The sequence below is a fragment of the Actinoplanes sp. NPDC049265 genome (assembly GCF_043197135.1).
Lineage (GTDB): Bacteria > Actinomycetota > Actinomycetes > Mycobacteriales > Micromonosporaceae > Actinoplanes.
This window is the reverse complement of sequence record NZ_JBICSP010000034.1, coordinates 1-25541: the sequence shown is the minus strand read 5'-3', so window position 1 is coordinate 25541 and position 25541 is coordinate 1. Positions and strand designations below refer to the sequence as shown.

Here is a 25541-nt window from a genome sequence, read left to right as displayed (position 1 = left end):
GGTAGCCCCGGGCGGTATCGAGGCACGAGATGCCGCCCGGGGCTACCACTGTTCTAGTAGGCGGCGGCGAGGAAGCCGATCAGCAGCAGGACCGGTCCGGCCAGGCTGATCAGGACCGCGTTGCGACGGGTACGCGCGGTCTCCAGCCGCCGCGCCCCGGTCATCCCGGCGATGCCGTAGCCGCACAGCAGCACCAGCACGAAGCCCAGCGTCCAGCGCAGGTGCACCATCAGGCCGGTGCCGCCCACGTACGCCTGCCGGCTGTCCGGGCTGACCATCCGGGCCGGCGCGATCGCCCCGCTGTTGCGGGAGGCGGCGTCCACCCCGAGCAGCGTCACCTTCTCGACCGTGAAGCCGCCGTCGGCCGCCGCGAAGGAGCCCTGACAGCGCTGCGTGACACCGCTTCCGACGCACCGGGAGATGGTCGCGACCCCCCGGTCGCCGTGCCCGACGGCCAGCCAGAACGGCTCCGCGCTGACCCAGGAGAAGAACGACGCCACCAGGGCCAGCGTGACCAGACCGAGCAGTCCGGCCACCGGGCCGCGCGGGGACAGCGGCCTGCGGGCGGGCGGTTTGCCGCGCAGCGGGTCGGCCGGGCCGGCCGAGGTGGCCAGGCGCTGCCGCATCTCCGGGGCGGGCCAGGCGTTGCCGGCGGCGGCCCGTTCCTCCTCGCTCAGCCAGAACGGGTGGTTCTCCAGGCGCTCCCGTTTCGCCTCGTCGGCGGCCTGGCCGAGCCGGGAGATGCCCTGCTCGGGGACCGGCACCCGCTCCTTCGGCTCGGGGAGGACCATCACTTCCGGCTCCGGCTCCGGGTCCGGGGGTGCGGTGTCCGGGGCGGACGCGTCCGCCTGGGCCTCGTCGGCGCTGCTCACGGCGTACCCCTCAGCGGTTTTCTCGGGCGGGTTGAAACGGTCCTTGGGCCGGCGGTGGTGGTCGCGCTCGACCGGTTCGGGCTCGGGGGCGGCGTCCTGTACGGCCTGGGCCGCCGCGGTCGCCTCGACCTGCTCGATCCCGGGCTCCCGCTCGGCCTCGACCAGCGCCGCCGGGTTCAGGCCCTCGGCGGCGTCCTGTGCCCCGGCGGCATGCGCGTCCAGGGCTTCGGGTGCGAAGGCGGGCTCGGTTCCGCCGTACGCCTCGGGCAGGGCGTTGGCCGGGGTGTTGGACGCCGGTCGGCGGCGCGGGTGGCGGGGACGGGCGGCGGCCGCCTCGGCCAGCGCGTCGGCCCGGTCGCGTTCCTCCTCGACCCGCCACCAGGCGGTGTTGGGGTCGGGAAAGGACCACGGCTCGCTCTCGGTCCGCGGCGTTTCCCCTGGCTGCGGCGCGTCTCCGGTCACCACCTCAGTAGACTGCACAATTTCATGACGATCACCTACCAAAGGGGCGTGTCGGCCTTTTTCGGTACGAGCCCATCTCGGTCGCAGGCGTACCTCCGCTGTCACTACGCTGGGGAACCATGAGTCACGTTCTCGCCGCGGTCGCCTGGCCCTACGCCAACGGCCCGCGCCACATCGGTCATGTCTCCGGCTTCGGAGTGCCCTCCGACGTGTTCAGCCGGTACATGCGGATGGCCGGCCACGACGTGCTCATGGTCTCGGGCACCGACGAGCACGGCACTCCGATCCAGGTGCAGGCGGACGCCGACGGGGTAACGCCCCGTGAGCTGGCCGACCGCTACAACCGGGTGATCGTCGAGGACCTGCACGGGCTCGGCCTGTCGTACGACCTGTTCACCCGCACCACCACCCGCAACCACTACGCGGTCACCCAGGAGCTGTTCACCGGCCTGCTCGATAACGGCTACATCGTCCGCAAGACGACGCTGGGCGCGAAGTCGCCGTCCACCGGTCGCACCCTGCCCGACCGCTACATCGAGGGCACCTGCCCGATCTGCGGGTACGACAGCGCCCGCGGCGACCAGTGCGACAACTGCGGCAACCAGCTCGACCCGGAGCAGCTGATCAACCCACGCTCCAAGATCAACGGCGAGACGCCCGAGTTCGTCGAGACCGAGCACTTCTTCCTCGACCTGCCGGCCTTCGCCGAGGCCATCGGCTCCTGGCTCGACCAGCGGGAGAACTGGCGGCCCAACGTCCTCAAGTTCAGCCGCAACCTGCTCGACGACCTGCAGCCCCGGGCCATCACCCGCGACCTCGAGTGGGGCGTGCCGATCCCGCTGGACGGCTGGCGCGACCGTGGCGACAAGCGCATCTACGTCTGGTTCGACGCGGTCATCGGCTACCTGTCGGCGTCGGTCGAGTGGGCCCGCCGCACCGGCGACCCGGAGGCGTGGCGCAAGTGGTGGTCGGCCGACAGCGAGGGCAAGGACGCGCTGGCCTACTACTTCATGGGCAAGGACAACATCGTCTTCCACTCGGTGATCTGGCCGGCCATCCTGCTCGGCTACTCCGGCGAGGGCGACAAGGCCGGCGAGCCCGGCCGGCTGGGCCGGCTCAACCTGCCGACCGAGGTCGTGTCCTCGGAATACCTGACCATGGAGGGCAAGAAGTTCTCCTCGTCCCGCCGGGTGGTCATCTACGTCCGCGACTTCCTGTCCCGCTACGACGCCGACGCGCTGCGCTACTTCATCGCCGCGGCCGGCCCCGAGTCCAACGACACCGACTTCACCTGGTCGGAGTTCGTCCGGCGGAACAACGACGAGCTCGTCGCCGGCTGGGGCAACCTGGTCAACCGCTCGATCTCGATGGCCGCCAAGAACTTCGGCACCATCCCGCCCGCGGTCGACCTGACCGACGCCGACCGTGACCTTCTGGAAGTGGCCCAGGCCGGCTTCGCCACGGTCGGTGACCTGATCGGCAAGCACCGGCAGAAGGCCGCGATCGGCGAGGCCATGCGCGTGGTCGCCGAGGCGAACAAATACCTGTCCGAACAGGCGCCGTGGAAGCTCAAGGACGAGGCCTCGAAGCCGCGCATGGGCACCGTCCTGCACGTCGCGCTGCAGGTCGTCAGCGACGCGAACACGCTGCTCAGCCCGTTCCTGCCGCACTCCGCACAGAAGGTGCACGAGCTGCTCGGCAGCACCGGCGTGCACCAGCCGATGCCGGACATCGTCGAGGTCGACGACCTGGACGGCGGCCCGGCCTACCCGATCCTGACCGGCGATTACACCGTCGGGGCGCGCTGGGAGTCGGTTCCGCTGGTGGCGGGTACGCCGCTGCAGGCGCCCAAGCCGGTCTTCAAGAAGCTCGACACCGCCGTGATCGAGGAGGAGCTGGCCCGCCTGGGCTAGCCGGCCGCTCCACAGACGTAGGGGTGCGCCCCGGCCGCCGAGGCAGCCGGGGCGCCGACGCGCCGGTGCGCAGTTGTGCCGGCGCGTCAATTGATCCTGGAAAGAGTTGTCCCGGCGCTGACAAGCACGGTGATCACCACCAGAATCCGGATGATTACCACGCCCGGTAGGCGAATGAGGACAGTGACATGATCCTTGCGACTCATTGGGGCTCCTACCCATTTGATCCACACCGTTTAGTGCGGACAGACTCAAAGACAAGGGCCATCACCGCACTGCCGATGGGCCCCGTGCCGTCGCCGACTATACGCACATGGATCCATTTTGGAAACGCATGCCTTGCGATGCAGACCCGCTGGTAGATGGCGGTCTGAGTCTTGGCCAGAGACATCTGGTCTCATGACTACTCTGCGGTACGGCGCCGAGCCACTTCGCCGTTGGCTTCCAGCCGCCATTCACGTCGACTCAACAATGGTCGACGACGCGGGCTCATTCGCGCCCTGATCGGTGGCCCGTACGACAGCGGCAAAATTGCACGCGCGACCTGTTTCCATTTTCGAACCGGAGCCGAAATACGTCGGCAAATCGAACCCGTTGACGCCGGACCGGCTGTGGTGCCACGGCTCGGTCGACAGTGGCGCGGCCGCTTGCGACAGCGTCCATGAGCTGCGCGGGAGATCCCCCGAGGCGGCGTTCCCCCCGAGGGTGGGGCGTCGACGCGCCGGAGGGCCGCCTTCTCAGGTGCGGCAGACATGCTCCGGCCAGGGACCGACAGCGGTGACCCTCGACGTCGAGCACCCTGGTCGGGCGCCTACTAGTCCCATGACGCCATTTTGGATCCATTTTCTGAAGTGCGCCTAGCCGCAGGGCAACCTCTATTAATGCGACTCGCACTCCGGTCAGTCGTAGCCCGCCGCTCGCCCTCCCCGTCACTGTGGGTAGTGCGGTCGGGCGTGGGTACGCAGCAAGATCCGTCATACACGACTTTCCGGGCTTACCGATCGCACAACGGTTAGCCGCGAGCGTGGGAGGGGAGGTCGTGCGGGGTGAACTTGCCCTGCTCCAGGTGCTGCTCGATGTCCTCGAGGCTGCGGCCGGAGAGCTCGGGCATCTTGCGGTACAGGAAAACGAAGGCGATCACGTTGAACAGGGCGTACATCCAGAAGGTCTGGCCCGTGCCGATCGCCTTCATGGTGCTGAGCAGGGTCAGGGTGATCAGCACGTTGGTGCCCCACAGCGACGCCGACTGGGCCGCGGCGCCCGCCGCCCGGGTGGCCAGCGGATAGATCTCCGAGCCGGTCAGCCAGCCCATCAGCTGGATGCCACCGGCGGTGAAGGCCATGAACGCGACCAGGGTGGCGACGATCCACGGGATCATCGACTTGTCGTCGTGGCCGGTGACAAAGAACGTGCCCAGCACGACCAGCGCGACCGCGGCGCACGGCAGAGTCAGCAGCGTCAGCCGGCGCCGGCCCACCCGGTCGATGATGACCAGGCCGACGAGCTGGGCGACCAGGTAGGTCAGCCCGAGCGCCACCGACACCCGCAGCGCGGTCGAGTCGGCGAAACCGTTGTCGGTGAGGATCGTCGGCGTGTAGTAGACGATCATCTCGATGCCGGACAGCTGGGTGAAGACGGCCAGGCCGCAGCCGACGATCAGCGCGGGGCGTACCCAGGCGGCCTTGAGACCAGCCCACCCTCGCGTCTTGGCCCGCTTCTCGGCCTGGACGTTGTCCTGGATCTCGCCGAACTCGCCGTCGAGGTCGGCGTCCGGATGACGGACCCGGCCGAGGGCCTCCCGCGCCCGGTCGGCCTGGCCTTCGCGGAGCAGCCAGCGCGGGCTCTCCGGCAGGCGCAGCATCAGCGCGAACATGAGCGCGGCGGGCGCGGCGGCCATCCCGATCGCCACCCGCCAGTCGATCACCTCGGCCGCGCCGACGATGGTGGCGATGACGATGCCGACGCCGATCGCGATCTGGAAGAACAGCACCAGGCGGCCGCGGTACGCGGTCGGGGCCAGCTCGGCCACGTACACCGGTGCGGTCTGCGTGGCGCCGCCGACCGCGAAGCCGAGGACGAGGCGGCTGAGCGACAGCAGCACCGGGTCGGGGGACAGCGACGCGGCCAGCGCGCCGCCCACGAAGACGATGCCGACCAGCAACAGGGTGCCGCGGCGGCCGCGTCGCTCGGCCAGCCGGCTGCAGGTCAGCGCCCCGATGACCGCGCCGACCAGGATCGACGCCGCGATCACCTGCTCCCAGACGTGGCCGATGTCGAAGTCCTTGCCGATCTGCAACAGCGCGCCCGAGATGATCCCGGTGTCGTAGCCGTAGAGCAGCCCGGAGATGGCCGACACGAGGGCCACGACCACAACCGAACCGGTGAGCCGATCGGTCCGCTGCGCCGGTGCCTCTTCATTGATCCGACTCATCTGTGAAGTCTCAGCGGGTGCGACGGCCCCCGCAACTCGGGCCGGATGCTTGGATGGGACCGTGAACTTCACGATTGCCGACCAGCCCGAACGCGAGCGCTTCGAGGCCCGGGACGCCGAGGGCGCGCTGGCCGGGGTGCTGACCTATCAGCTGACCGGCCCGATCATCGTGCTCACCCATACGCAGGTCGATGGGGGTGCGGAGGCCGAGGACGCGTTGATCCGGGCGGCCCTGGACGACGCCCGCGACAAGGGCCGCACGGTCGTACCGATGGCTCCCTCGGTGACCGCCTGGATCGATTCCCACTCCGAGTACGAGAACCTGGTCGCCCGTACGACGAAAAAGATCAAATAGCAATGAAGCCGCTGTGGAGGCTTCCTGGAGACGGCCTGGCCAGACTATCGACACTTGACCGTCACATGTCGTAGGAGGCCCCCGATGCGTTTCGAGGACGAGACCCTGGTTTCGAACGTCGGACTCGTGGCGGCACCCGATCGTCGCGACCGCCGCACCGGCTCCGCGGCGCGGGTGCAGCGGGGTTTCGACGACAGGCGGCCCAGCTGGCTGGACAACCCGGCCTTCGTACCGGCCGACGTCAGCCGGCGCGGCCTCGCCGGATCCCACGGCACCGTCCTCGACGTCAATCGTCCCGAACTCGGCGCCAACTTCGACTCGCCGGACTTCGGCGTCCGCCGCGACCACTCCGACTGGGACGACGAGATCGACGAGCCCTTCGACCACCGCCCTGCGCTGGATCGCAACACCCGTCGGCGCGGTCGCCGCATCACCGGCAAGTGGCGGTTGTTCTTCCACGCATGATGCCTTGACTGGCATCATTGCCGGTCAAGGCTCCGTCGACGTGGAGCTGAGGGGATTTGAACCCGACCCCTCTTACGGAAAGTCACGAACCCGGAACTGTCGTTGATCGTCAAATTAGGCGCGGACCAGCCCCGCACAAATGCGAAGCGATCAATTACGACGGAAAGCCGGCGGCAACAACAAAAGCGCACCCACCGCAACGCGGGGCTTCCGGGGGCTCGGCCTCCGGAGCAAAATTACGAGGTGGCCCCGGTCCGCGCTCTTCAGCGGACAGAGACCACCCAGCCAACTCGTGGAGCTGAGGGGATTTGAACCCCTGACCCCCTCGATGCGAACGAGGTGCGCTACCGGTCTGCGCCACAGCCCCTTGACTCCGAAGAGCCGAAACAAGGCTAACAGGTCGCCGTCGGAAGCCGCGAACCGGATACCCCACCCGGCTGATCAGGCCGAGAACGAACGGCCACCGGCCTCGTAGGGGCGGCCGCGCAGCCCTCGGGCCGGGCGGTAGGACACCGAGCCGCCGCTGGCCGCCGCGGGCAGGTCGCCGGCACCGTCCAGGCCCATGGCCGTACGCCGCACCGCCTCTTTCTGCGCCGCCAGCCGCCGCTGCGCCTCGCGCCGCGCCGCCGCCCGCCGCGCCTGTTCGCGCCGCACCTCGGCCTGGCGGGCAGCCAGCCAGGCCGCCTCGCGGGCTTCGATCCGGCGGCGCCGGCGGTCGGCCAGGGCCCGGTTGCGCAGGTGGACCAGGTACCAGCCGAGCAGGGAGCCGGTGACGGCGCAGCCGATCCAGAAGCCGGGGCCGACGGCCAGCACGCCGACCAGTTCGATCACGTTGAGCAGGAGCAGCGCGGCGAAGACGCGGCGCCGGCGGACCACCGCGGGGGTGTGCCGGCGGGGCGGGACCACTCGGGCCGGGCGCCTGGTGACCAGTTTGAGGGGGCGGGTGGGCGTGGCCGGGATGGTGACAGTGACCTGGCGGGACGGGTTGACCGGGCGGCGTCCGGGCACGGTGCGACGACGGCGGTCGCGGGTGAGCACCCGTGCCGTCGACAGCGCCCGCTCCGCGGCGAGGCGCTCGGTGGCGTCGTACCGGCGGACGAGCGCCGGTGCGAGGGCGAGCAGCCCGGCCGCGGCGAGGACGGCGAGGAGCACCGAGGTCGGCACCCTCACCCCTCCCGTCAACCTTGTGAAGTCTCAATCAATTCGAGACTAAGGGCGGGACCAGCGGAAATAACGGCGGCACGCCGGGCGCGTCACGCCGAGTTGATCATTTTGTCGTGGTACGTAACCGGCGCCAGCGGGCCAGCAGGCCGCCCTCGCCGGCGACATCTTCGGTGGTCATGGCGTACCCGAGATGGTCTCGCCACTGTCCGTCGATGTGCATGTAGCGGGGGTGGTAGGCCTCTTCGCGGAAGCCGAGTTTTTCGACGACGCGGCGGCTGGGGCCGTTCTCGGGGCGGATGTTGACCTCGATGCGGTGCAGGCCGCCGGAGCTGAACGCGTGGTCGACGGCCAGGGCGAGGGCGGTGGGTATGACGCCGCGTCCGGCCACCCGGCCGTCGACCCAGTAGCCGGCGTACGCCGAACCGAACGCCCGCCGCACGATGCTGCCCAAGTTGAGGTGGCCGACCAGCCGGTCGCCGTCGTCGTCGCGGTAGCAGACGGCGAACGGCATGCTTTCACCGCGCCGGGCGGCCCGTTTCATGTCGCGGTAGACATAGAGGTAGGCGCGTGGGGAGTTCATCTCGACCCACGGGCCGGGGGGCGACGCCTCCCAGGGCGCCAGCCATTTCTGGTTGGCGATGCGCACCTCGGACCAGGCCCGGGCGTCGGAACGCCGGTACGGACGCAGCGTGACGGGCCCGTCGGCCAGGACGGCAGGCCATCCGGGCGTGGACCCCAGCATCTATCGCCTCCGGTCGAGCAACAACACATCGACTGTCGACCCGGCCGCGGCCGAGGTGACCCTCTCGCCGAGGACCAGCAGACCGTTGGCTTCGGCGAGGCCGGACAGAGTGTACGGCCCACCGGCGAGAGGTTGCACCGTATAGCCGCCGCCGCGCCGCTCGGCGACGTGCGCCGGCCGGAACTCGCGCAGCCCGCCGGGCGAGGACACGGTCTCCAGCAGGTGCGCCTTGATGCTGGGGCGGAACACCGGCTCGGCCCCGGCCAGCAGCTGGATGACCGGCCGGGCCAGCACCTCGAAGCCGACCAGGGCGGCGCCGGGCTCGCCGGGCAGGCACACCACCGGCACCTCTTCGCCGCCGACGGTGCCGAAGCCGAGGGCGGTGCCGGGGCAGAGCGCCACGTTGGTGAACTCGACGACGCCGCGGCCGTTGTCGCGCCGGGACAGCACGCGGCGCAGCATGTCGCCGGGGCCGGTGCCGGTGCCACCGGTGGTGATGATCAGGTCGGCTCGCAGGGTCTGGTCCTCGAGCAGGCCGCGCAGTCCTTCGGGGTCGTCGTCGCAGATGCCGATCCGGTACGCGAGCGCGCCGGCCTCGACCGCGGCCGCGGTGAGCGCGTGCGAGTTGGCGTCCACCACCTGGCCGGGCTGGCTGGGCCGGCCCACGTCGACCAGTTCGTCCCCGGTCGCCACGACGACGACCCGGGGGCTGGGCCGGACCACCACGTGCCCGATGCCGGCGGCGGCGAACACGGCCACCATGGCCGGGGTGACGTACGCGCCGTCGGCGGCGAGCACCTGCCCGACCTGGATCTCGTCGCCGGCCCGCCGGACGCCGGAGCCGCGCTTGGGTGCGTGCAGGATTTCGACGGCGGCCATGCCCTGGTCGGTCCAGTGCACCGGCACCACGACGTCGGCGCCGATCGGCAGGGGTGAGCCGGCCGCCACCGAGAAGCAGGTGCCGGGGGTCAGGCGTACCGGTCGCCAGCTGGCCGCGCCGAGGTCGCCGACCACGTTGAGCCGGACCGGCCGCGGCCCGCCCTCGACCCGGCCGAAGGACGGGTGCGATCCGATGCGGCCGGCCGCCGCCAGGTCTTCCCAGCGCGCCGCGTACCCGTCGATGGCGGCCTGGTCGAAGGCCGGGAACGGGTGCGGGGCGAGCACGTCACCGGAGAGCACGTTGCCGTGCGCCTGGGTGAGGTCGAGGTCGAGCGGGGGCAGCGCGCGGAGCCTGCGCAGCACGCTGCCCAGGTATTCCGCGAGAGGCATCAGCTCGTTGGCGGCCGCCTCGGCGTCGGCCGTCGCGGTCATCCCTTGTCGCCCCCGACGAATTCGCCCAGCCAGCGGCGGAATTCCTGGCCGAGGTCGGGGCGCTTGACCGCGAGCTGGACGACGGCCTGCAGGTAGCCGAGCGGCATGCCGGTGTCGTAGCGGTGGCCGCGGTAGACGATGCCGTGCACCGGGGTGCCGTTCTCGAGCAGGGTGGCCATCGCGTCGGTGAGCTGGATCTCGCCGCCGCTGCCGGGCTTGGTGTCGGCGATCGCGTCGAAGATCGTCGCGGGCAGGACGTAGCGGCCGAGCACGGCCAGGTTGCTCGGCGCGTCCTCGGGCTTGGGCTTCTCGACCAGCCCGGTCACCTCGACCACGTCGTCTCCGCCGAGCTCAGGCGCGGCCGGCTCGACCGAGGCGATGCCGTAGCGCGAGGTCTCCGACGGGTCGACCTCGACGAAGGCGAGCACGATGCCGCCGGTCTCGGCCTGCAGGTCGAGCATCGACGGGAGCAGCGGCTCGTCGACGTCGCAGAACTCGTCGCCCAGCAGCACCGCGAACGCCTGGTCGCCGATGTGCGAGGCGGCGACGCCGACGGCGTGGCCGAGACCGAGGGGCTCGCCCTGGCGGCAGGTGTAGATGTCGGCGATCTCGCTGGTCCGGCGGACCTCGGCCAGGCGCTCGGTGTCGCCCTTCTCCTCCAGCCGGGCCTCGACGTCGGGGCGGCGGTCGAAGTGGTCGACCATCGACGTCTTGCCCCGGCCGGTGACGAGCAGTACGTCGGTGATGCCGGCCGCGGCCGCCTCCTCGACGATGTACTGCAGGACAGGTCGGTCCACCACCGGCAAGAGTTCCTTGGGCACAGCCTTGGTGGCCGGCAGGAACCGGGTGGCGAGCCCGGCGGCGGGAATCACGGCCTTGACCGCCCGGCGATTCGCGTCGGGGGTTGTCGTCGTCATCAGAGGGGTCACCCGCACCTTCAGTAGGAATCGTCCCCAGATAGCCCCGATTGTCGGATCGCGGCTACGTCACATGTCGCCGAGACTATCGGCCGCGGCTCTGTCGCGGAGGCTGCGGCCCGCCGGGAGAGGTGCCCGCTCGCCCGAAGTGCCCGTCCCGTACCGGCTGTGAAACCACTTCGGCCAAGCGATACGTGTCACGTCCGGCGTTCTTGGCCGCGTACAGAGCATCGTCGGCCGCGTCGAGGACCTGTTGCGCGTTGCCACCGTGTTCCGGATAGACGGCGATGCCGATGGAGACGCTGACCGGGATGCGGTCGACCGGCCGGCCGGTGACCGCGTCGACCCGCCGGGCGTCGATCGGTACCGGTACGTCGCGAATTGCCGCCCCCAATCGCTCGGCGACGATGATTCCGCCGTACGCGTCGGTCTCCGGCAGCAGCACGACGAACTCCTCGCCGCCGTGCCGGAACGCGGCATCCACCTCGCGCAGCCCGATGCGTAGCCGGCGGGCGAACTCGCCGAGCACCGCGTCCCCGGCCGTGTGGCCGTATGTGTCGTTCACCTCTTTGAAGTGGTCGAGGTCGAGGACGAGCACGGTGAGCATCCGCCCGAACCGGTTGGCCCGCTCCACCTCGCGGCGCATCGAGTCCTGCAGGCACCGGTAGTTCCAGAGCCCGGTGAGCGGGTCGGTGAGCGACAGCCGCTGCACCTCCTCGTGCACCCGTACGTTGTTCACCGCCACCCCGGCCTGCCCGGCGAAGGTCCCCAGGGTGAGCAGGTCGTCGTCGTCGAACTCGTCCGAGCCGAGCCGGTCGTAGAGGGCGAGCACGCCGAGCGGGGGCGCGGCGTCCGTTTCGTCGGGATTCGCGGGAGGACAGATCGGCACGGCGACATAGGTACGGCAGGCCGGCTCGTCCAGCACCTCGCCGCCCAGCCCGCAGCGGCCGCGCCGGGGCTCGCCGGTGGCCGCGACCGCACCCAGCACCCCACGGCCGACGGGCACCCGCAGCCGCGCCAGCTCGGACTCGGGCACGCCCCAGCGCCCGCTCAGCCCGTCGGCGCAGCGGGCCACCAGCCGGCCGTCGGCGGGATCGACGAGCAGCACCACGCCACCCCGGGCCCCGGTCGCGGACAGCGCCGTGCGCAGGATGACCCGCAGGATCCGGTGCAGGTCGTGGGTGCTGGAGAGGGTGTCGCCGAGGATCGCGAGGTGGCCGCGGAGCTGGTCGCGGCTGGCGGTCAGGGCCTGCACGTACGCCTGGAGCTCCCGGGTCATCCGGTTGAAGGCGCCGGCCAGCCGCCCCAGTTCGTCGTCCCGGGTCTGCGGGACCCGGGTGCCGAGCTCGCCGCCGGCCACCCGGTCGGCCGCCCGGGCCAGCTCGGCCAGCGGGCGGGTGGTCGACCGGGCCAGCCAGCGGGCCACCAGCACCGCGCCGGCGGCGACCGCGAGCACCCCCATCACCATCAGCGCGTACAGGCCGCGGGGGTCGTCCTCGGGCACGGTCACGGCCAGCGGCAGCGGCTGCCCGGGGCCGGCGGCCAGGTAGCGGACCAGCCCGGCGCGACCACCGCCGGGCCCCAGCGCCTGGTTGCTCTGCTGCACGGTGGACGCGCCGGCGCCGTCGTGGGCCAGCAGCAGCACGTCGGCGCCGCTGGAGGCGGCCAGCCGGTCGACGAAGCCGGCGTCCAGCCGCAGCGCGGCGACGACCTGGTCACCGTCGGCGGCGGTGCTGGTGGCCGAGATCGCGGCCACGCCGCCGGCCGGCCGGGCGCAGTCCCGCCAGCGCGGGTCGGCCCGGTCGCTGATCTCGGTGGCCAGGCCCCGGGCGACGAGCTGGCGGACGGCCGTGTCGCGGTGCGGGCCGGGCAGCACGGCCACGGCGTCGGCGGTGGCCTGGAGCTGACGGCAGATCGCGCCGATCGCGGTGCGTACCGTGGTCGCGGCATGATCGAGCCGCTCGTCGGCCCGCTCGGCGTTGACGGTGGCCACGGTCAGGCCCACGAAGAAGGATCCGAGCAGCACCGGGCCGAGCACGACCGCCAGGAAGGCGGTGGTCAGTCGGCCACGTAGCGTCACGCATCCTCCATCAAAGCAGGCGCAGTACTGACATGGTGTGCACCGTTTGTCGGTTTTGGAAAGAGGGGCTTGATGTCCGAATTCGCCCTTGACGCGGAACGATCGAAAGCCGCGAAGGTTGCGCTGCGCGATCGGCTGATCACTGCGCGCCGATCACTTGCTGAGGCCGTCCGCCGGTCGGCCGACGCGTCGGTCCAGGCCTCGACAATCACATGGGTACGCGCACAGCAACCGACGATTTGTGCGGCGTACGCACCCGTCGGCACCGAGCCCGGTGGCTCTGACCTGCCCGAACGCCTCGCGGAGGCGTGCACCGTGCTGCTGCCGGTGCTGCTCGACGACGGCGACCTGGACTGGGCCGTGTACGACGGCACGGCCCGGCGTACCCGGCGAGGGCTGTTGGAACCGACCGGAAAACGTCTGGGTCCCCAGGTGATCGCCGAGGTGCCGATGATCGTGGTGCCGGCGTTGGCGGTGTCCCGGGACGGCGTCCGGATGGGCCGCGGCGGCGGTTCCTACGACCGGGTGCTCGCCCGCGCCGGCCACGCCCGGACGGTCGCCCTGCTGCACGACGGCGAGCTGCTCGACGCGGTCCCGGCCGAGCCGCACGACCAGCGCGTCGGCGCGGTCATCACACCGTCGGGAGGGCTCATCGCGACGTCCGGCTGGACGAAATAAACTCCGATGACGCAGCATTGGCACTCTCAGAACGCGAGTGCCAGCCCGATCTTCCCGGAGGACCAGTGCCTACCTATCAGTACGCCTGCACCGAGTGCGGAGAGCAACTCGAGGCGGTGCAGTCGTTCTCGGACGAGCCACTGACCGTGTGCCCGGCCTGCCAGGGCCGGCTGCGCAAGGTGTTCAACTCGGTCGGCGTCGTCTTCAAGGGCTCCGGCTTCTACCGGAACGACTCTCGCAAGACGTCGACCAGCAGCGAGTCGTCCTCGTCGTCCTCCGCGAGCGAGGCGAAGCCGTCGGGCGACAGCAAGTCGTCGTCCGACTCGGGCTCCAGCACCAAGCCGGAGAGCAAGCCGGCCGCCTCCAGCACGACGACGACGGCCTCAACGACCTCCTGAGACCTGTCTTCTAGGCCCAGTGCGGCGGCCGGTCCTCGTAGAGCCGGTCGTCGTTCGAATGGTCGACCTCGCCCCACCCGCGCTCGGTGTCGTCACGGGTCTGATCCGGAAGCAACGGCGCTTCCTCCGACTCGAAGTCGACGATGCGCTCGCCGTCCGCGTCATGCTCAGGCTGGTCCAGGATGTCCACGGCATCAGGGTACGGCCGCGTCGCCGCCGTCGTCGTCCCCCGCCCGCTGTACCGTCGGTGAACGTGAGCACCCCCACCGGTGGCGATGACGAGTACTGGCGACGGCCGGATGAGGCCTACGACTCCGCCCGGTCGCCGCGGCCCGCGGAACCGGCCGAGCCGCCGTACACCGGACCACCCCGCACCGAGGCGCCCAACCCGCTGTGGCGGCCGCCGACCGTGACGCCACCGCCGCCGCCTCGGTCGATGCCCGCCCAGGACATCGACGCGCTGGACGACTCGGAGGGCTCGGCTCGCACCGTGACCTTCGGCGTGGGCCTGGTGGCCGGCGCGATAGTGCTGATCGTGATGTGCCTGTTGTGCGGGCGGCTGGTCTTCTGAACGGAAACGGCCCCGACCATCCCGGTCGGGGCCGCTCCGCGTCACCAGGTCAGTACTGGCCCCACACCGCGGTGGCGCCGGAATCACCCGTACGGAAGCAGAAGTAGGCCGACACCGCACCCAGCAGGACCATCACGACCGACAGGCCGACACCGGCGGCCCGCGGCGCCGAGGGCCGCCGGGACAGCGCCAGCATCACCAGCGTGACGATGCCCAGGCCCAGCGTGAACCAGAAGGTCAGCGTCCCGAAGCCCTGGTGGTCGGCGATGATCTCGGCACCGCGACCCTTCAGTCCCTGGTCCAGCAGCCGCTGGTGCAACTGGTTGCCGGAGAGCATGGCCACCAGCGCGGTGATCGGGGCGACGATGGCCAGCAGTCCGACGGCCCAGTCGATGCGCGGGCGCAGCCGGGCGGCCAGCGCGTACACGATCGCGCCGATCGCCAGCAGCGGGACGAATACGACCACCGCGTGCACGACGAGCGCGTGCACGGGCAGGCCGTTTATCTGATCGAACACGGACTCCTCCTCGTTTCGGGCGGGGCTGACAGCCTCGGCACAAGGACAGTCACGGACACCCCTCGCTCGCGAGTACCTCTGACCGGACGGTTCGGTTCACCGAATAAGTCAAACTTTCAAGAATCTCGGCCCACCGTACGGCAGGTTGAGGAGCGGGGCACCGTCTGCTGTCATGGTGGGATGTCGATCGGTGCCGAAATGTTGCGCGCTAGCGGCCTGCGCGTCACCCGCCAGCGCCTGGCCGTCCTGGACGTGCTGACCGCGGGCGGCCACCACGAGGTCGACGAGATCACCCGGCAGGTACGCGCCCGGCTCGACTCGGTCTCCACCCAGGCGGTGTACGACGTGCTCGGCGCCCTGTCCCGGGCCGGACTGGCCCGGCGGATCGAGCCCGCCGGCAGCCCCGCGCTCTACGAGGCCCGGGTGGGCGACAACCACCACCACATCGTCTGCCGTGGCTGCGGCGTGATCGAGGACGTTGACTGCGCGGTCGGCGAGAAGCCCTGCCTCGAGCCGTCCTCACGGCACGGTTTCGTGGTCGATGAGGCGGAAGTCACGTTCTGGGGGCTGTGCCCATCGTGCGCTTCCCTCCGCGAATCCTGAACAGGTTCAACTTGTGGCACGCTGGATGGCGTGGAACCCGACCTCGGCCTGTTCGGCCCGCACTCGGTGACGTGGAAGGTGCACAGCGAGCCGATCGTCTCGCTCGGTGGCCTCCGCAGCCTCTACCTGCAGGCGCTGCACCCGCGCGCGGTCGCCGGGGTGGCCCAGAACTCGTCCTACCGCAGCGACCCGTGGGGCCGTCTCAACCGCACGTCGGAGTACGTCGGCACGATCCTCTACGGCACCACCGACGAGGTTCTGCAGGCGTCCAGCCGGCTCCGCCGCCTTCATTCGCGGATGCGGGCGACCGACCCGCGTACCGGTGAGGTCTTCCGCATCGACCAGCCCGACCTGCTCCGCTGGGTCCACGTCACCGAGGTCGAGTCCTTCGTCTCCACCGCCCGCCGCGCCGGCCTGCCGCTGAGCGACCGGGAGGTCGACGGCTACTACACCGAGCAGCGCCGCGCCGCCGAGCTGGTCGGCCTCGATCCCGGCTCGGTCCCCGGCACCGCCGCCGACGTGGCCGCCTACTACGAGGCCATGCAGCCCGAACTGGAACTGACCAAGGACGGCGCCGAGACCGCGGCCTTCCTCACCGTCCCGCCGATCCCGCCCTCCTGGGGCGGCCGGGCCTTCCGCCTGGCCCTCAGCCTGGGCCCACCCCGCTGGACCTATCTGGGCATCGCCTCCACCGCGATCGCCCTGCTGCCGCCCTGGGCCCGCAAGATCTACGGCGGCCTGGGCTGGCCCACCACCGACGCCACGGCCAGCCTCTCGGCCCGCGGCATGCGCCTCCTCCTGCAGGCCGCCCTGGCCGCGATGCCGGCCGACTACCGCATCCCGCCGATGCGCCGCGCCGCCCTGGAACGAGCCGGCCTGGTCTGACCGTTCCGGAAGCGGATCGTCCGGTTCCGGCCCTACGCTGCGGAGCATGGACGTCATCCTCTTCCACCACGCCCAGGGCCTCACCGACGGCGTGATCGCCCTCGCCGACCGGCTCCGCGCGGCCGGGCACACCGTGCACACGCCAGACCTCTACGAGGGCCGCACCTTCACCGACCTCGACGACGGCGTGTCCCACGCCCGCGACACCGGCTTCGGCGAGATCATCGAGCGCGGTGTCCGGGCCGCTGAGCCCCTGGCCGGGCCGGCCGTCTACATCGGCGTCTCGCTGGGCGTGCTCCCGGCCCAGCGCCTGGCCCAGACCCGCGCCGACGCCCGCGGAGCCGTCCTGCTGGAGGCCTGCGTCCCGCCGGCCGAGCTCGGGACCCCCTGGCCGCCGGCGGTCCCGGTGCAGATCCACGGCATGGACCACGACCCGTCCTTCGCCGGTGAGGGCGACCTCGACGCCGCCCGCGCGCTGGTCGAGGAGGCCCCGGCGGGTGAGCTGTTCCTCTATCCGGGCGACGGTCACCTGTTCACCGACAGTTCCCTGCCGTCCTACGACGACAAGGCCACCACCCAGGTCGTCGAGCGCGTCCTGACCTTCCTCGCACGGTCCTGACCGAGGCCGGCCTCATCCCGTCGGCGGCTGGACCGCGCGGCCAGGCCGATCCCGGCCCGCCGACCAGGAGCGGCACAAGAGGCTTCGGGAGGCGGCGGGCCGTCAGACGTCCTTCTCGGTGGGGGGTGCGGGGGGTACGTGGGCCTTGCGCAGGAATCCCAGAGCCAGGCCCAGCTGGAACCGGTTCTCCACGCCGAGGCGGTCCATCAGGCTACGAAGGATGTTCGTAACCGACCGAGGACTGATCCTCAGCTGCTCCGCCGCGCTCACGTCGGTGTGACCCTCGGCGAGCAACGCGATCAGCTCGCGCTCGCGTTGGGTCAGGGTGATCTTCGGCACGGGAAAGCTCCAACAGTGAGCAGGTGGCGGTGCCGCGAATGCAACCACAATCGGGTCACGGCGTCGATGGATGCGCCGCACCCCTGCGGTATCCCGCACCTGCGCGTTTCCGTATCCCGCAATTCGGCCGACGGCGCGGCAGCGGGCGTTGACCCTCCGCGGCGGGGTCGGCGATCGTGCTCCGGTACGACGACGCGGCGGGCTCCGACATTCAAACGGGGGATGTCGGAGCCCGCGGCTCTTGTAGCGTTCTCCGGTGACCAGAATCGACCTGCACTGCCACTCGACCGCCAGCGACGGCACGCTCACGCCAGCCGAGCTGGTCCGGGCGGGCGCCGCGGCCGGTCTGGACGTGATGGCGATCACCGACCACGACACCACCGGTGGCTGGGCCGAGGCGACCGAGGCGCGGCCCGAGGGTCTGACTCTGGTACGCGGGGCCGAGCTCTCCTGCCGCTGGCACGGCGGCCGCCGCTGGCCGATCGCCCTGCACCTGCTCGCCTACCTCTTCGACCCGGACGAGCCCCGGTTCGCGGCCGACCTGGCCCGGCTGCGCGACGACCGGGAGCAACGGGCCGAACGGATAGTCGACCTGCTCCGGGCGGACGGCGTGCCGATCTCGTGGCCCGAGGTGCACGAATACGCCGCGGGTGGTTCGGTCGGCCGCCCGCACATCGCGCAGGCGCTGATCCGGGCCGGTCTGGTGGCCACCACGACCGAGGCGTTCCAGTCCGGCTGGCTGGGTGGCCGTTACTTCGTACCCAAGTCTGATCTCGATGTCTTCGAAGGGGTGCGGGCGGTCCGGGCGGCCGGTGGGGTGCCGGTGTTCGCGCATCCGCGGGCGACCAAGCGTGGGCCGGTGGTGCCCGACCGCCTGGTGGTGGAGCTGGCCGAGGCCGGGTTGTTCGGGCTGGAGGCCGACCACGAGGACCATTCGCCGGCCGAGCGGGCCGCGATGCGGGCCCTGGCCGACCGGCTCGGGCTGGTGGTGACCGGTTCGTCGGACTTCCACGGCACCCACAAGACGGTCCAGCTGGGTGCCTTCCAAACCACGACGGAGGCGTACGAGAAGATCGTCGCCGCCGCGACCGGCGTTCCAGTCCTGGGGTGAACGAGTGAATCTGAAGCTCTTGGGTGAGGTCTTCGTCACCCTGCTGGTGATCGTCGACCCGCCCGGCATGGTGCCGGTCTTCCTGGCCCTGACCGGCGCGCTGCCCGCCCGGCAGCGGATCAAGGCCGGCACCCAGGCGGTGCTGCTCGCGCTGGGGGTCATCGTCGTCTTCGCGGTGGCCGGCCAGACCCTGCTCGACTACCTGCACGTCCAGCTGCCGGCCCTGCAGGGCGCCGGTGGCCTGCTGCTCGTGCTGGTCGCGTTGCAGCTGCTCACCGGCAAGACCGACGAACCCGAGGACCAGGCCGGCACGTCCAACGTCGCGCTCGTTCCACTGGGTACGCCGCTGCTGGCCGGCCCGGGCGCGATCGTCGCCACCATGCTGTTCGTGCGGCGGGCCGACGGCTTCGGCGACTACCTGGTCATCGCCCTCGGCATCGTTCTGGTGATGTTTCTGGTCTGGCTCGTGCTGCGGTTCTCGGGGCTGATCGTGCGGCTGTTGCGGCCCGGCGGCATCGAGGTGCTGACCCGGATCGCCGGTCTGCTGCTGGCGGCGATCGCGGTGCAGCTGATCGCCGACGCCGTCGCCTCGTTCGTGAAGCTTTACACCACCGGAGGCTGATTTTTCCTGTCGTACCCGGCTGGCAGGATTGGACCGTGCCCGTCGTTTCAGAGCAGCTCGGCTTCGCCGGCATGCCCGAGCGCCTCTTCGTCTGCACGCCCAGCAAGCTCGGGGCGTTCGAGGACTGTCCCCGGCGCTACCGCTACTCCTATGTCGACCGGCCGACCCCGGTCAAAGGGCCGCCCTGGGCGCACAATTCGCTCGGCGCGAGCGTCCACACGGCGCTGAAGAACTGGTATGCGCTGCCCGTCGACCGCCGCCGGGTGGATTCGCTGCCCACTCTTCTCAAGGCCACGTGGGTACGCGAGGGATACCGCGATGTCGACCAGGAGCGGGTCGTCTACCGCCGCGCGCTGGAGTGGCTGGAGGCGTACACCTCGGGCCTCGATCCCGATGACGAACCGCTCGGGGTGGAACGAGTGGTGGCCACCAAGACCGCGGTCATCGCCTTCAACGGGCGGGCCGACCGCATCGACGGCCGCCGCAACGACGACGGCGTGCCCGAGGCGGTGATCGTCGACTACAAGACCGGCCGCCAGGGCCTGGACGCCGACGACGCCCGCGGCTCGCGAGCCCTGGCACTGTACGCGTACGCCGCCGAGCGCGTGTTCCGCCGCCCGTGCCGCCGCGTCGAGCTGCACCACCTGCCGACCGGCACGGTCGCCGCCCACGAACACACGCCCGAGTCGCTGGCCCGGCACGTGTCCCGCGCCGAGGACACCGCCCGTGACATCGTGGCCGCCGAAAAGGCCGTGGCCGCCGGGGCCGACCCGGATGAGGAGTTCCCGGTCCGGCCCGGCTCCCTCTGCTCGTGGTGCGACTTCCGCCGGTCCTGTCCGGCCGGCGTGAAGGCCGTCGAGAAAGAACCCTGGGCGGCGGTCAGCAGCTGAAGGCGTGTCTTACCCGGCCGGGCCGCGGCGCGGTCCATGACCCCCGGTGGGTACGGGCGCCTCAGGCGTCCTCGCCGTCGGCGTCCTTGCCCAGGCGCGCCTCGACCGCCTGCGGCTCGTACATCTCCTCGACCACGCGCAGGTAGAGCTCGTTCGGGTTGGGCAGGTGCTTGACCTCGCGCAGGGCCTGGTCCTGGCCGGCCGACTCGAGCACGAACGTGCCGTAGTTGAGGGCCCGACCGAGCGCGCTCTGCTCGTACTTCATGTCCGTGACCCGCGCCAGAGGCATCATGGCGACCTTGCGGGTGACGATGCCGCTGACCACCATGACCCGCTTGTTGGTCAGGATGAAGCGGTCGTAATACCAGTCGAAGACCTTCCAGGCGACCCAGCCGATCACCGCGACCCAGATCAGCACGGCCGCGGTCACCAGCCCGTCGATGTTCTGCCGGGTCAGGAAGCCGGCGAGATATCCGAGCAGGAGGGTGGCGCCGGCACCGATGCCGAGCGGACCGGAGAGGTGGATCCAGTGCCGCTTCCACTCGCCGCGGTAGCGCTCGGTCGGGAAGAGGTAGCGGCTGACCAGCGCGGTCGGTTCGTCCTCGAGCGGCAGGACCCGGCGTGACGTGCCGGTGCCACCGCCGCCACCCCCGCCGCCCAGGCCTTCCAGCTCCTCCTCGGTGAACTGAGGACGCTGGTATTCGTACTCGGCGGTGTCATCGTCCATCGCGTACCCGGTGTCGTCCGACGCACGACGGCGGGCGTACTCGGAGTCTTCGTCGAACGCCGGATCGTTGAATCCGAACGCCGGATCATCCTCCTGAGGGCGGCGCGCGCCCTCATCACGTGGTTCGCGCGGCTCGCCAGGACCCATGGAGCGATGTTATGCGACGAGGTTCGTGAAGAACGTTCCGAAACCCTGCGCGATGTCGCCGATGGTGCTACCCAGCGACGAGAAGACCTGCGCGGCAGAGTTGGGGTTGAACGCGATGAAGAAGATCAGGAAAGCGATGCCAAGCCAGGTGAGAACCTTCTTGATCATGGCGGGCCTTCTCCTCCGGGGCGGGTGACGGCTCATCCCGCGGTGTACTGACGGTATCAGCAACGCTGCTGTGTGTGAACGTTGTCCCAGAAAGATCCGTTGGCCTCATTGGTCCACTAGGAACCGATGAGGTACGGGGACGGCGCTCCATACACGAGCTCAGGCGGAATCCCGTCGGACAGGTCGTGCAGCACGACATGTTCGGCCAGGAAGTAGCCCGCACTCGCGGGCCACGCTACCGCATAGAGCCACATCCCTTTCGCCTCGGACACGTAGGCGGATCGATCTTCGGGACTTTTCACCGACCAGAGCGGGATGCGGTGCCCGCCGGCCTTGATCTTCGCGTGTGGACCACCATGTCCACTCATGTCGCTCAGACACTCGGTGATCAGGTAACCCGGGTCGATTCCCGGGATGCCACCGAACCGGGTGCCCAGTCCGACCCCGGGTTGCTCGGCGATGAGCACCACATCGGCGGGTCCGCCGCCGAGCGGGTCGGGACCGCTGCACGCGAGCGCCGTCGCTCGTACGCCCAGCCGGTCGTCGCCGGCCCAGCCGACACCGGTGACCATCCAGCCCGGGGGAAGCGGCCAGGGGCACCAGAGCGGCATGTGGTCGACGGTGGGCCGGGGCTGCTGCAGGACGGCCTCCACGATCTCCGGGCCGATGTGCTTGGCCACCCGGAACGGCGGAACGTCACCGCAGCTGTCACAACGCCACTCGGTGTGCATCAGGTCCGGCGGCCGGACCTGTGCAGCACATCGAGGGCAACTGACCGTGACACCCACCCCTTAACCGTGGAGGTCCACTGGTCCTCCGTCAAGCGAATCGGGCGAACCCGCACGCGCTCACGCCGCATTCACTCATTCCGCCGGCGGCGGACCGGCATGCGCGGTGATCCACGCGTGCATGGCTATCCCACTGGCCACACCGGCGTTGATCGACCGCGTCGAGCCGTACTGGGCGATCGAGAAGAGCTCGGCGCACGCGGCCCGCGCCGGTTCGGAGAGCCCGGGACCCTCCTGGCCGAACAGCAGGACGCAGCGCCGGGGCAGGGTCACCGTCTCGAGCGGCCGCGAGCCGGGCAGGTTGTCGATGCCGATCACCGGCAGCCGCTCGCCCGCGGCCCAGCCGACGAAGTCCTCGATGGCCGGATGGTGCCGCACGTGCTGGTAGCGATCGGTGACCATGGCGCCCCGGCGGTTCCATCGACGGAGGCCGACGATGTGGACCTCACGGGCGAGAAAGGCGTTGGCGTTGCGTACGACCGTGCCGATGTTGAAATCGTGCTGCCAGTTCTCGATGGCGACGTGGAAATCGTGCCGGCGGGCGTCCAGGTCGGTGACCACGGCCTCGCGGGACCAGTATCGATAACGGTCCACCACGTTGCGCCGGTCGCCGTGCTCGAGCAGCTCGGGATCAAAATGATCGTCGGTGGGCCACTCGCCGGGCCAGGGGCCGACGCCCACCTCGTCGATCGTCATAGCGATCACGCTAAAAGTGACCCGGGACGCAATGAGCGGCGGGGCCCTCCCCGGCACCCGCCGCCCACGCTCTGTTGGACTTACAGTTTGCCTCACCCTGCGTATCGATGTGAAGAGTTTTACAAAGTGACCCAGGTCACATTTAACTTTGTTACCAGTTGAATCGAAATTCACGTCACCAGTCGCTATCTGCGACAGGATGTATCTGCCAGCTACCTTGCTCGGTCGCAAATCGCCAGGTAGCTGGTCACTTGCCGGAAGCGGTTCCGTCACTTTCTGTAACAAGTCGCAGGTGAATGCGGTCATCCAAAAGGTGCCGCAGCACACGTGTCGGCCACCAGGTGTCCGGGAATTGACTACGGTGACGAGGGGTTTCACGTCAGGTAAGCCATTTCCCGTGGACGGAGAGATCATGGCCACCGTTGCGTTGACCGAAGAGAACTTCGACGAGGTCACCAAGAAGGACGGGATCGTCCTGGTCGACTTCTGGGCCAGCTGGTGCGGGCCGTGTGTGCGCTTCGCCCCCACCTACGAGCGGTCGTCGGAGCAGCACCCTGGCATCACCTTCGGCAAGGTCGACACCGAGGCTCAGCAGATGCTGGCGGCCAAGTTCGACATCCGTTCGATCCCGACCATCATGGCCATCCGGGACAGCGTGATCGTGTTCTCGCAGCCCGGCGCCCTGCCCGAGTCGGCCCTCGAGTCGCTGATCGAGCAGGTCGAGAAGCTCGACATGGACGACGTACGCAAGCAGCTGGCCGCCCAGGCCGGCTGAGCACCTCCTTACCGGGCGCCGCGGACCCCCGGGTCCGCGGCGCTCGCTTTGTCCACAGCCGGGTGAGGCGAGTGGACAGCGCTATCGAACGTGTGTTCGAATCATCCGCATGCGATGGTCCCATCTGTCGGCCGACGCCGACTCCTCGCTCCTGAACAGGGCAGCGCCGGCGGCTCCACCCCTGCCGCTGGCGCTGCCCGGCGCGACCGTGCGCACTTTCGACACGCCCGCCTTCCAGGGCATGACGTTCTACGAGGTGCGGGCCAAGTCCATGATCAACCGCGTGCCCGGCGCCTCCCGGGTGCCGTTCGAGTGGACGATCAACCCCTATCGGGGCTGCTCACACGCGTGCTCCTATTGCCTCGCGGGCGACACACCGGTGCTGCTGGCCGACGGCGGCACGCGAGCGATCGCCGACCTGCGCCCCGGCGACGCGGTGCTGGGGACCATGGGCGCCGGCCCGCACCGGCGATATGTGCCGACCACCGTGCTCGACCACTGGAGCACCACCAAGCCGGCCTGGCGCGTGACGCTGGCCGACGGCACCCGCATCGTCGCCGGCGGCGAGCACCGCTTCCTCACCGAGCGCGGCTGGCGGCACGTGTCCCCGGCCCGGGCCGAGTGCCCCGCGCTGGCCGTGGGCGACCGGCTGCCCGGCGTCGGCCGGTTCGCCGACCCACCCAAAGAGACACCCGACTACCAGGCCGGCTTCCTGTGCGGCCTGATCCGGGGCGACGGCGGCCGGGCACGCGAGGGCGACGCGTGGGTCCGGGCCGACGGCTACCTCGACGAGATCCCGCTGCACGACGCGCTGCGCTGGCCCGAGCTGCCGACCGACGACTGGCACCGGGGGTTCCTGGCCGGCGCCTACGGCTCCACCGGCCGCGCCGACCGGCTGGCGATGGTCTTCACCAGCCACGACGAGATGTTCCTGCGGCATGTCACCGACGCGCTGACCCGGCTCGGTCTGGCCAGCCGGATGCCGACCGGTCGCCGCCCCGGCGCGGCGACCGTCGAGACGCCCCGCGACCTGTGGGCGGCACTGCGGTTCCGGCACATGACCGGGGTGACCGGCGCCCGGCTCGACGCGTCCGGCATCGGCGTCCGTGGCGACGCGCAGCTGACCGTGGTCGACATCGAGCCGCTCGGGCTCACCCTGCCGCTCTTCGACATCACCACCGGCACCGGCGACTTCGTGGCCGACGGGGTGGTCAGCCACAACTGCTTCGCCCGCAACACCCACCGATACCTCGACCTCGACCCGGGTCACGACTTCGACACCCGGATCGTGGTCAAGGTCAACGCGGGCGAGGTGGTCCGGCGCGAGCTGGGCGCGGCGCGCTGGTCCGGTGCGCACGTCGCGATGGGTACGAACGTGGACGTCTACCAGCGGGCCGAGGGTCGCTACCGGCTGATGCCGCCGATCCTGGAGGCTCTGCGCGACTTCGCCAACCCGTTCTCCATCCTGACCAAGGGCACGCTGATCCTGCGCGACCTCGAGCTCCTCAAGCAGGCAGCCGAGGTGACCCGGGTCGGCCTCTCGTTCTCGGTCGGCTTCCTCGACGAGCAGGTGTGGCGGTCGGTCGAGTCCGGCACCCCGAGCCCACGTCGCCGGCTCGACGCCGTTCGCACGCTGACCGACGCGGGCTTCGCGGTCGGCGTGCTGATGGCGCCGATCCTGCCCGGGCTGACCGACACCGACGAGTCGATCGAAGAGACGGTGGCGGCGATCGCCCGGGCCGGGGCGGCCAGCGTGACGCCGCTGCCGCTGCACCTGCGGCCCGGCGCCAAAGAGTGGTATGCGGCCTGGCTGCGCCACAACCACCCCGGGATGATGCCGCGCTACCGCAAGCTCTACGGCCGAGGTTCCTACCTGCCCCAGCCGTTCCAGGACGAGATCACGGCCCGGGTGCGGATGGCCGCCCGGCGGCACGGTCTGCACAGGCCGACGCCCGGCGAGGCCCGCGCCCTGCCGGTCGAGCCGCCGCCCGTCGACGAGCCGACCCAGCTGACGCTGTTGTGACGTTCCCGGTCTCTTGGCGTGGGCCGCGCTGAGTTCCTTCGGGGGCGCTGAGTTCCTTCGGGGGCGCTGAGTTCCTTCGGGGGCGCTGAGTTCCTTCGGGGGCGCTGAGTTCCTTCGGGGGCGCTGAGTTCCTTCGGGGGCGCTGAGTTCCTTCGGGGGCGCTGAGTTCCTTCGGGGGCGCTGAGTTCCTTCGGGGGCGCTGAGTTCCTTCGGGGGCGCTGAGTTCCTTCGGGGGCGCTGAGTTCCTTCGGGGGCGCTGAGTTCCTTCGGGG

At 70.5% G+C, this 25541-nt stretch carries 28 protein-coding genes and 1 tRNA gene; 14 read left to right on the top strand and 15 right to left on the bottom strand.

The genetic code is table 11. From position 1 onward, the window contains the following. Positions 1–53: 53 nt before the first annotated feature. The gene (locus ACGFIO_RS42280) at positions 54–1334 is read right to left on the bottom strand and encodes a hypothetical protein (RefSeq protein WP_392836421.1); all 1281 of its coding nucleotides are present in this window, start codon (positions 1332–1334) and stop codon (positions 54–56) included. A 119-nt stretch (positions 1335–1453) separates the two neighbouring features. Between ACGFIO_RS42280 and metG the strand changes: the two genes are divergently transcribed. After that, positions 1454–3247: a methionine--tRNA ligase gene (gene metG / locus ACGFIO_RS42275; protein ID WP_392836418.1), complete on the top strand. Its 1794-nt coding sequence runs from the start codon at positions 1454–1456 to the stop codon at positions 3245–3247. A gap of 1012 nt (positions 3248–4259) precedes the next feature. Here metG and ACGFIO_RS42270 read toward each other — a convergent pair. Further along, a complete protein-coding gene (locus ACGFIO_RS42270) occupies positions 4260–5678 on the bottom strand; it encodes a sugar porter family MFS transporter (protein ID WP_392836415.1) in 1419 nt (472 codons plus the stop codon). A gap of 61 nt (positions 5679–5739) precedes the next feature. On the opposite strand from ACGFIO_RS42270, the gene ACGFIO_RS42265 reads away from it, so the two are divergent. Beyond that, positions 5740–6033, top strand: coding sequence for a GNAT family N-acetyltransferase (locus ACGFIO_RS42265; RefSeq protein WP_392836413.1), 294 nt, complete (start codon positions 5740–5742; stop codon positions 6031–6033). Positions 6034–6117: 84 nt separating this feature from the next. Beyond that, entirely contained in the window at positions 6118–6498 is a 381-nt protein-coding gene (locus tag ACGFIO_RS42260; protein WP_392836411.1) for a hypothetical protein, read from the top strand. A gap of 293 nt (positions 6499–6791) precedes the next feature. Here ACGFIO_RS42260 and ACGFIO_RS42255 read toward each other — a convergent pair. From ACGFIO_RS42255 to ACGFIO_RS42230, 6 genes are all read right to left on the bottom strand, one after another. Continuing rightward, positions 6792–6865 (bottom strand) — tRNA-Ala (locus ACGFIO_RS42255). Positions 6866–6939: 74 nt separating this feature from the next. Continuing rightward, complete coding sequence (locus tag ACGFIO_RS42250) at positions 6940–7662, bottom strand: hypothetical protein (protein ID WP_392836488.1); 723 nt, start codon at positions 7660–7662, stop codon at positions 6940–6942. A 103-nt stretch (positions 7663–7765) separates the two neighbouring features. Beyond that, the gene (locus tag ACGFIO_RS42245; protein WP_392836409.1) at positions 7766–8404 is read right to left on the bottom strand and encodes a GNAT family N-acetyltransferase; all 639 of its coding nucleotides are present in this window, start codon (positions 8402–8404) and stop codon (positions 7766–7768) included. Next, on the bottom strand, positions 8405–9715 hold the full coding sequence (glp, locus tag ACGFIO_RS42240; RefSeq protein ID WP_392836407.1) for a gephyrin-like molybdotransferase Glp: 1311 nt from the start codon (positions 9713–9715) through the stop codon (positions 8405–8407). It abuts the gene before it with no gap. Then, positions 9712–10632, bottom strand: a complete 921-nt coding sequence (locus ACGFIO_RS42235; RefSeq protein ID WP_392836404.1) for a UTP--glucose-1-phosphate uridylyltransferase — start codon at positions 10630–10632, stop codon at positions 9712–9714. The genes glp and ACGFIO_RS42235 overlap by 4 nt, the downstream gene beginning before the upstream one ends. A gap of 85 nt (positions 10633–10717) precedes the next feature. Next, positions 10718–12712, bottom strand: a complete 1995-nt coding sequence (locus ACGFIO_RS42230) for a diguanylate cyclase (RefSeq protein ID WP_392836401.1) — start codon at positions 12710–12712, stop codon at positions 10718–10720. Between the two features lie 72 nt (positions 12713–12784). Here ACGFIO_RS42230 and ACGFIO_RS42225 point away from each other — a divergent pair, with 72 nt between their 5' ends. Next, positions 12785–13390, top strand: a complete 606-nt coding sequence (locus ACGFIO_RS42225; RefSeq protein ID WP_392836398.1) for a 5-formyltetrahydrofolate cyclo-ligase — start codon at positions 12785–12787, stop codon at positions 13388–13390. A gap of 65 nt (positions 13391–13455) precedes the next feature. Next, on the top strand, positions 13456–13788 hold the full coding sequence (locus tag ACGFIO_RS42220; RefSeq protein ID WP_392836396.1) for an FmdB family zinc ribbon protein: 333 nt from the start codon (positions 13456–13458) through the stop codon (positions 13786–13788). A 10-nt stretch (positions 13789–13798) separates the two neighbouring features. Here the strand turns inward: ACGFIO_RS42220 and ACGFIO_RS42215 are convergent, their stop codons facing one another. After that, positions 13799–13978: a hypothetical protein gene (locus tag ACGFIO_RS42215; protein WP_392836393.1), complete on the bottom strand. Its 180-nt coding sequence runs from the start codon at positions 13976–13978 to the stop codon at positions 13799–13801. Positions 13979–14041: 63 nt separating this feature from the next. Here ACGFIO_RS42215 and ACGFIO_RS42210 point away from each other — a divergent pair, with 63 nt between their 5' ends. Continuing rightward, on the top strand, positions 14042–14359 hold the full coding sequence (locus ACGFIO_RS42210; protein WP_392836390.1) for a translation initiation factor 2: 318 nt from the start codon (positions 14042–14044) through the stop codon (positions 14357–14359). Between the two features lie 49 nt (positions 14360–14408). Here ACGFIO_RS42210 and ACGFIO_RS42205 read toward each other — a convergent pair whose 3' ends face one another. Next, complete coding sequence (locus ACGFIO_RS42205) at positions 14409–14876, bottom strand: DUF2231 domain-containing protein (protein WP_392836387.1); 468 nt, start codon at positions 14874–14876, stop codon at positions 14409–14411. Positions 14877–15056: 180 nt separating this feature from the next. On the opposite strand from ACGFIO_RS42205, the gene ACGFIO_RS42200 reads away from it, so the two are divergent. Genes ACGFIO_RS42200 through ACGFIO_RS42190 form a run of 3 tightly spaced genes read left to right on the top strand, consistent with a single transcriptional unit; the run spans position 15057 to position 16983 of the window. Further along, on the top strand, positions 15057–15479 hold the full coding sequence (locus ACGFIO_RS42200; protein WP_392836385.1) for a Fur family transcriptional regulator: 423 nt from the start codon (positions 15057–15059) through the stop codon (positions 15477–15479). Between the two features lie 30 nt (positions 15480–15509). Next, positions 15510–16364 (top strand): oxygenase MpaB family protein, encoded by an 855-nt coding sequence (locus ACGFIO_RS42195; RefSeq protein WP_392836382.1) that lies wholly within the window; start codon positions 15510–15512, stop codon positions 16362–16364. Between the two features lie 46 nt (positions 16365–16410). Beyond that, the gene (locus ACGFIO_RS42190; RefSeq protein ID WP_392836379.1) at positions 16411–16983 is read left to right on the top strand and encodes a dienelactone hydrolase family protein; all 573 of its coding nucleotides are present in this window, start codon (positions 16411–16413) and stop codon (positions 16981–16983) included. A gap of 102 nt (positions 16984–17085) precedes the next feature. Here ACGFIO_RS42190 and ACGFIO_RS42185 read toward each other — a convergent pair whose 3' ends face one another. Beyond that, positions 17086–17322, bottom strand: a complete 237-nt coding sequence (locus ACGFIO_RS42185) for a helix-turn-helix transcriptional regulator (RefSeq protein ID WP_392836377.1) — start codon at positions 17320–17322, stop codon at positions 17086–17088. Positions 17323–17578: 256 nt separating this feature from the next. On the opposite strand from ACGFIO_RS42185, the gene ACGFIO_RS42180 reads away from it, so the two are divergent. The 3 genes from ACGFIO_RS42180 to ACGFIO_RS42170 all read left to right on the top strand — a co-directional run bounded on the left by ACGFIO_RS42180 (position 17579) and on the right by ACGFIO_RS42170 (position 19945). After that, positions 17579–18433 (top strand): PHP domain-containing protein, encoded by an 855-nt coding sequence (locus ACGFIO_RS42180; protein WP_392836374.1) that lies wholly within the window; start codon positions 17579–17581, stop codon positions 18431–18433. Between the two features lie 4 nt (positions 18434–18437). After that, complete coding sequence (locus ACGFIO_RS42175; protein ID WP_392836371.1) at positions 18438–19055, top strand: MarC family protein; 618 nt, start codon at positions 18438–18440, stop codon at positions 19053–19055. A 71-nt stretch (positions 19056–19126) separates the two neighbouring features. Next, on the top strand, positions 19127–19945 hold the full coding sequence (locus tag ACGFIO_RS42170) for a RecB family exonuclease (RefSeq protein WP_392836485.1): 819 nt from the start codon (positions 19127–19129) through the stop codon (positions 19943–19945). 61 nt (positions 19946–20006) lie between these two features. Here ACGFIO_RS42170 and ACGFIO_RS42165 read toward each other — a convergent pair whose 3' ends face one another. The 4 genes from ACGFIO_RS42165 to ACGFIO_RS42150 form a co-directional block, all read right to left on the bottom strand. Beyond that, entirely contained in the window at positions 20007–20819 is an 813-nt protein-coding gene (locus ACGFIO_RS42165; protein WP_392836368.1) for a PH domain-containing protein, read from the bottom strand. A 9-nt stretch (positions 20820–20828) separates the two neighbouring features. Beyond that, entirely contained in the window at positions 20829–20987 is a 159-nt protein-coding gene (locus ACGFIO_RS42160; protein WP_189078560.1) for a hypothetical protein, read from the bottom strand. 116 nt (positions 20988–21103) lie between these two features. Continuing rightward, positions 21104–21775 carry a DUF6758 family protein gene (locus ACGFIO_RS42155; protein WP_392836366.1) on the bottom strand — a complete coding sequence of 224 codons (672 nt, stop codon included), beginning with the start codon at positions 21773–21775 and terminating at the stop codon, positions 21104–21106. Between the two features lie 75 nt (positions 21776–21850). Then, positions 21851–22471, bottom strand: a complete 621-nt coding sequence (locus ACGFIO_RS42150) for a TrmH family RNA methyltransferase (protein ID WP_392836363.1) — start codon at positions 22469–22471, stop codon at positions 21851–21853. A 412-nt stretch (positions 22472–22883) separates the two neighbouring features. Here ACGFIO_RS42150 and ACGFIO_RS42145 point away from each other — a divergent pair, with 412 nt between their 5' ends. Together ACGFIO_RS42145 and ACGFIO_RS42140 are read left to right on the top strand one after the other, a co-directional pair. Beyond that, positions 22884–23246: a thioredoxin family protein gene (locus tag ACGFIO_RS42145; RefSeq protein WP_392836361.1), complete on the top strand. Its 363-nt coding sequence runs from the start codon at positions 22884–22886 to the stop codon at positions 23244–23246. 109 nt (positions 23247–23355) lie between these two features. After that, positions 23356–25269, top strand: coding sequence for an intein-containing Rv2578c family radical SAM protein (locus ACGFIO_RS42140; protein ID WP_392836359.1), 1914 nt, complete (start codon positions 23356–23358; stop codon positions 25267–25269). Positions 25270–25541: the final 272 nt, after the last annotated feature.

What these genes read in the sequence shown, in the direction of transcription:
- ACGFIO_RS42200 (WP_392836385.1), top strand. Translation starts at nt 15,057, where the DNA reads ATGTCGATCGGTGCCGAAATGTTGCGCGCTAGCGGCCTGCGCGTCACC.
- ACGFIO_RS42235 (WP_392836404.1), bottom strand. Translation starts at nt 10,632, where the DNA reads ATGACGACGACAACCCCCGACGCGAATCGCCGGGCGGTCAAGGCCGTG.
- ACGFIO_RS42225 (WP_392836398.1), top strand. Translation starts at nt 12,785, where the DNA reads ATGTCCGAATTCGCCCTTGACGCGGAACGATCGAAAGCCGCGAAGGTT.
- ACGFIO_RS42150 (WP_392836363.1), bottom strand. Translation starts at nt 22,471, where the DNA reads ATGACGATCGACGAGGTGGGCGTCGGCCCCTGGCCCGGCGAGTGGCCC.
- ACGFIO_RS42165 (WP_392836368.1), bottom strand. Translation starts at nt 20,819, where the DNA reads ATGGGTCCTGGCGAGCCGCGCGAACCACGTGATGAGGGCGCGCGCCGC.
- ACGFIO_RS42160 (WP_189078560.1), bottom strand. Translation starts at nt 20,987, where the DNA reads ATGATCAAGAAGGTTCTCACCTGGCTTGGCATCGCTTTCCTGATCTTC.
- ACGFIO_RS42145 (WP_392836361.1), top strand. Translation starts at nt 22,884, where the DNA reads ATGGCCACCGTTGCGTTGACCGAAGAGAACTTCGACGAGGTCACCAAG.
- ACGFIO_RS42170 (WP_392836485.1), top strand. Translation starts at nt 19,127, where the DNA reads ATGCCCGAGCGCCTCTTCGTCTGCACGCCCAGCAAGCTCGGGGCGTTC.
- ACGFIO_RS42260 (WP_392836411.1), top strand. Translation starts at nt 6,118, where the DNA reads ATGCGTTTCGAGGACGAGACCCTGGTTTCGAACGTCGGACTCGTGGCG.
- glp (WP_392836407.1), bottom strand. Translation starts at nt 9,715, where the DNA reads ATGACCGCGACGGCCGACGCCGAGGCGGCCGCCAACGAGCTGATGCCT.
- ACGFIO_RS42270 (WP_392836415.1), bottom strand. Translation starts at nt 5,678, where the DNA reads ATGAGTCGGATCAATGAAGAGGCACCGGCGCAGCGGACCGATCGGCTC.
- ACGFIO_RS42245 (WP_392836409.1), bottom strand. Translation starts at nt 8,404, where the DNA reads ATGCTGGGGTCCACGCCCGGATGGCCTGCCGTCCTGGCCGACGGGCCC.
- ACGFIO_RS42140 (WP_392836359.1), top strand. Translation starts at nt 23,356, where the DNA reads ATGCGATGGTCCCATCTGTCGGCCGACGCCGACTCCTCGCTCCTGAAC.
- ACGFIO_RS42190 (WP_392836379.1), top strand. Translation starts at nt 16,411, where the DNA reads ATGGACGTCATCCTCTTCCACCACGCCCAGGGCCTCACCGACGGCGTG.
- metG (WP_392836418.1), top strand. Translation starts at nt 1,454, where the DNA reads ATGAGTCACGTTCTCGCCGCGGTCGCCTGGCCCTACGCCAACGGCCCG.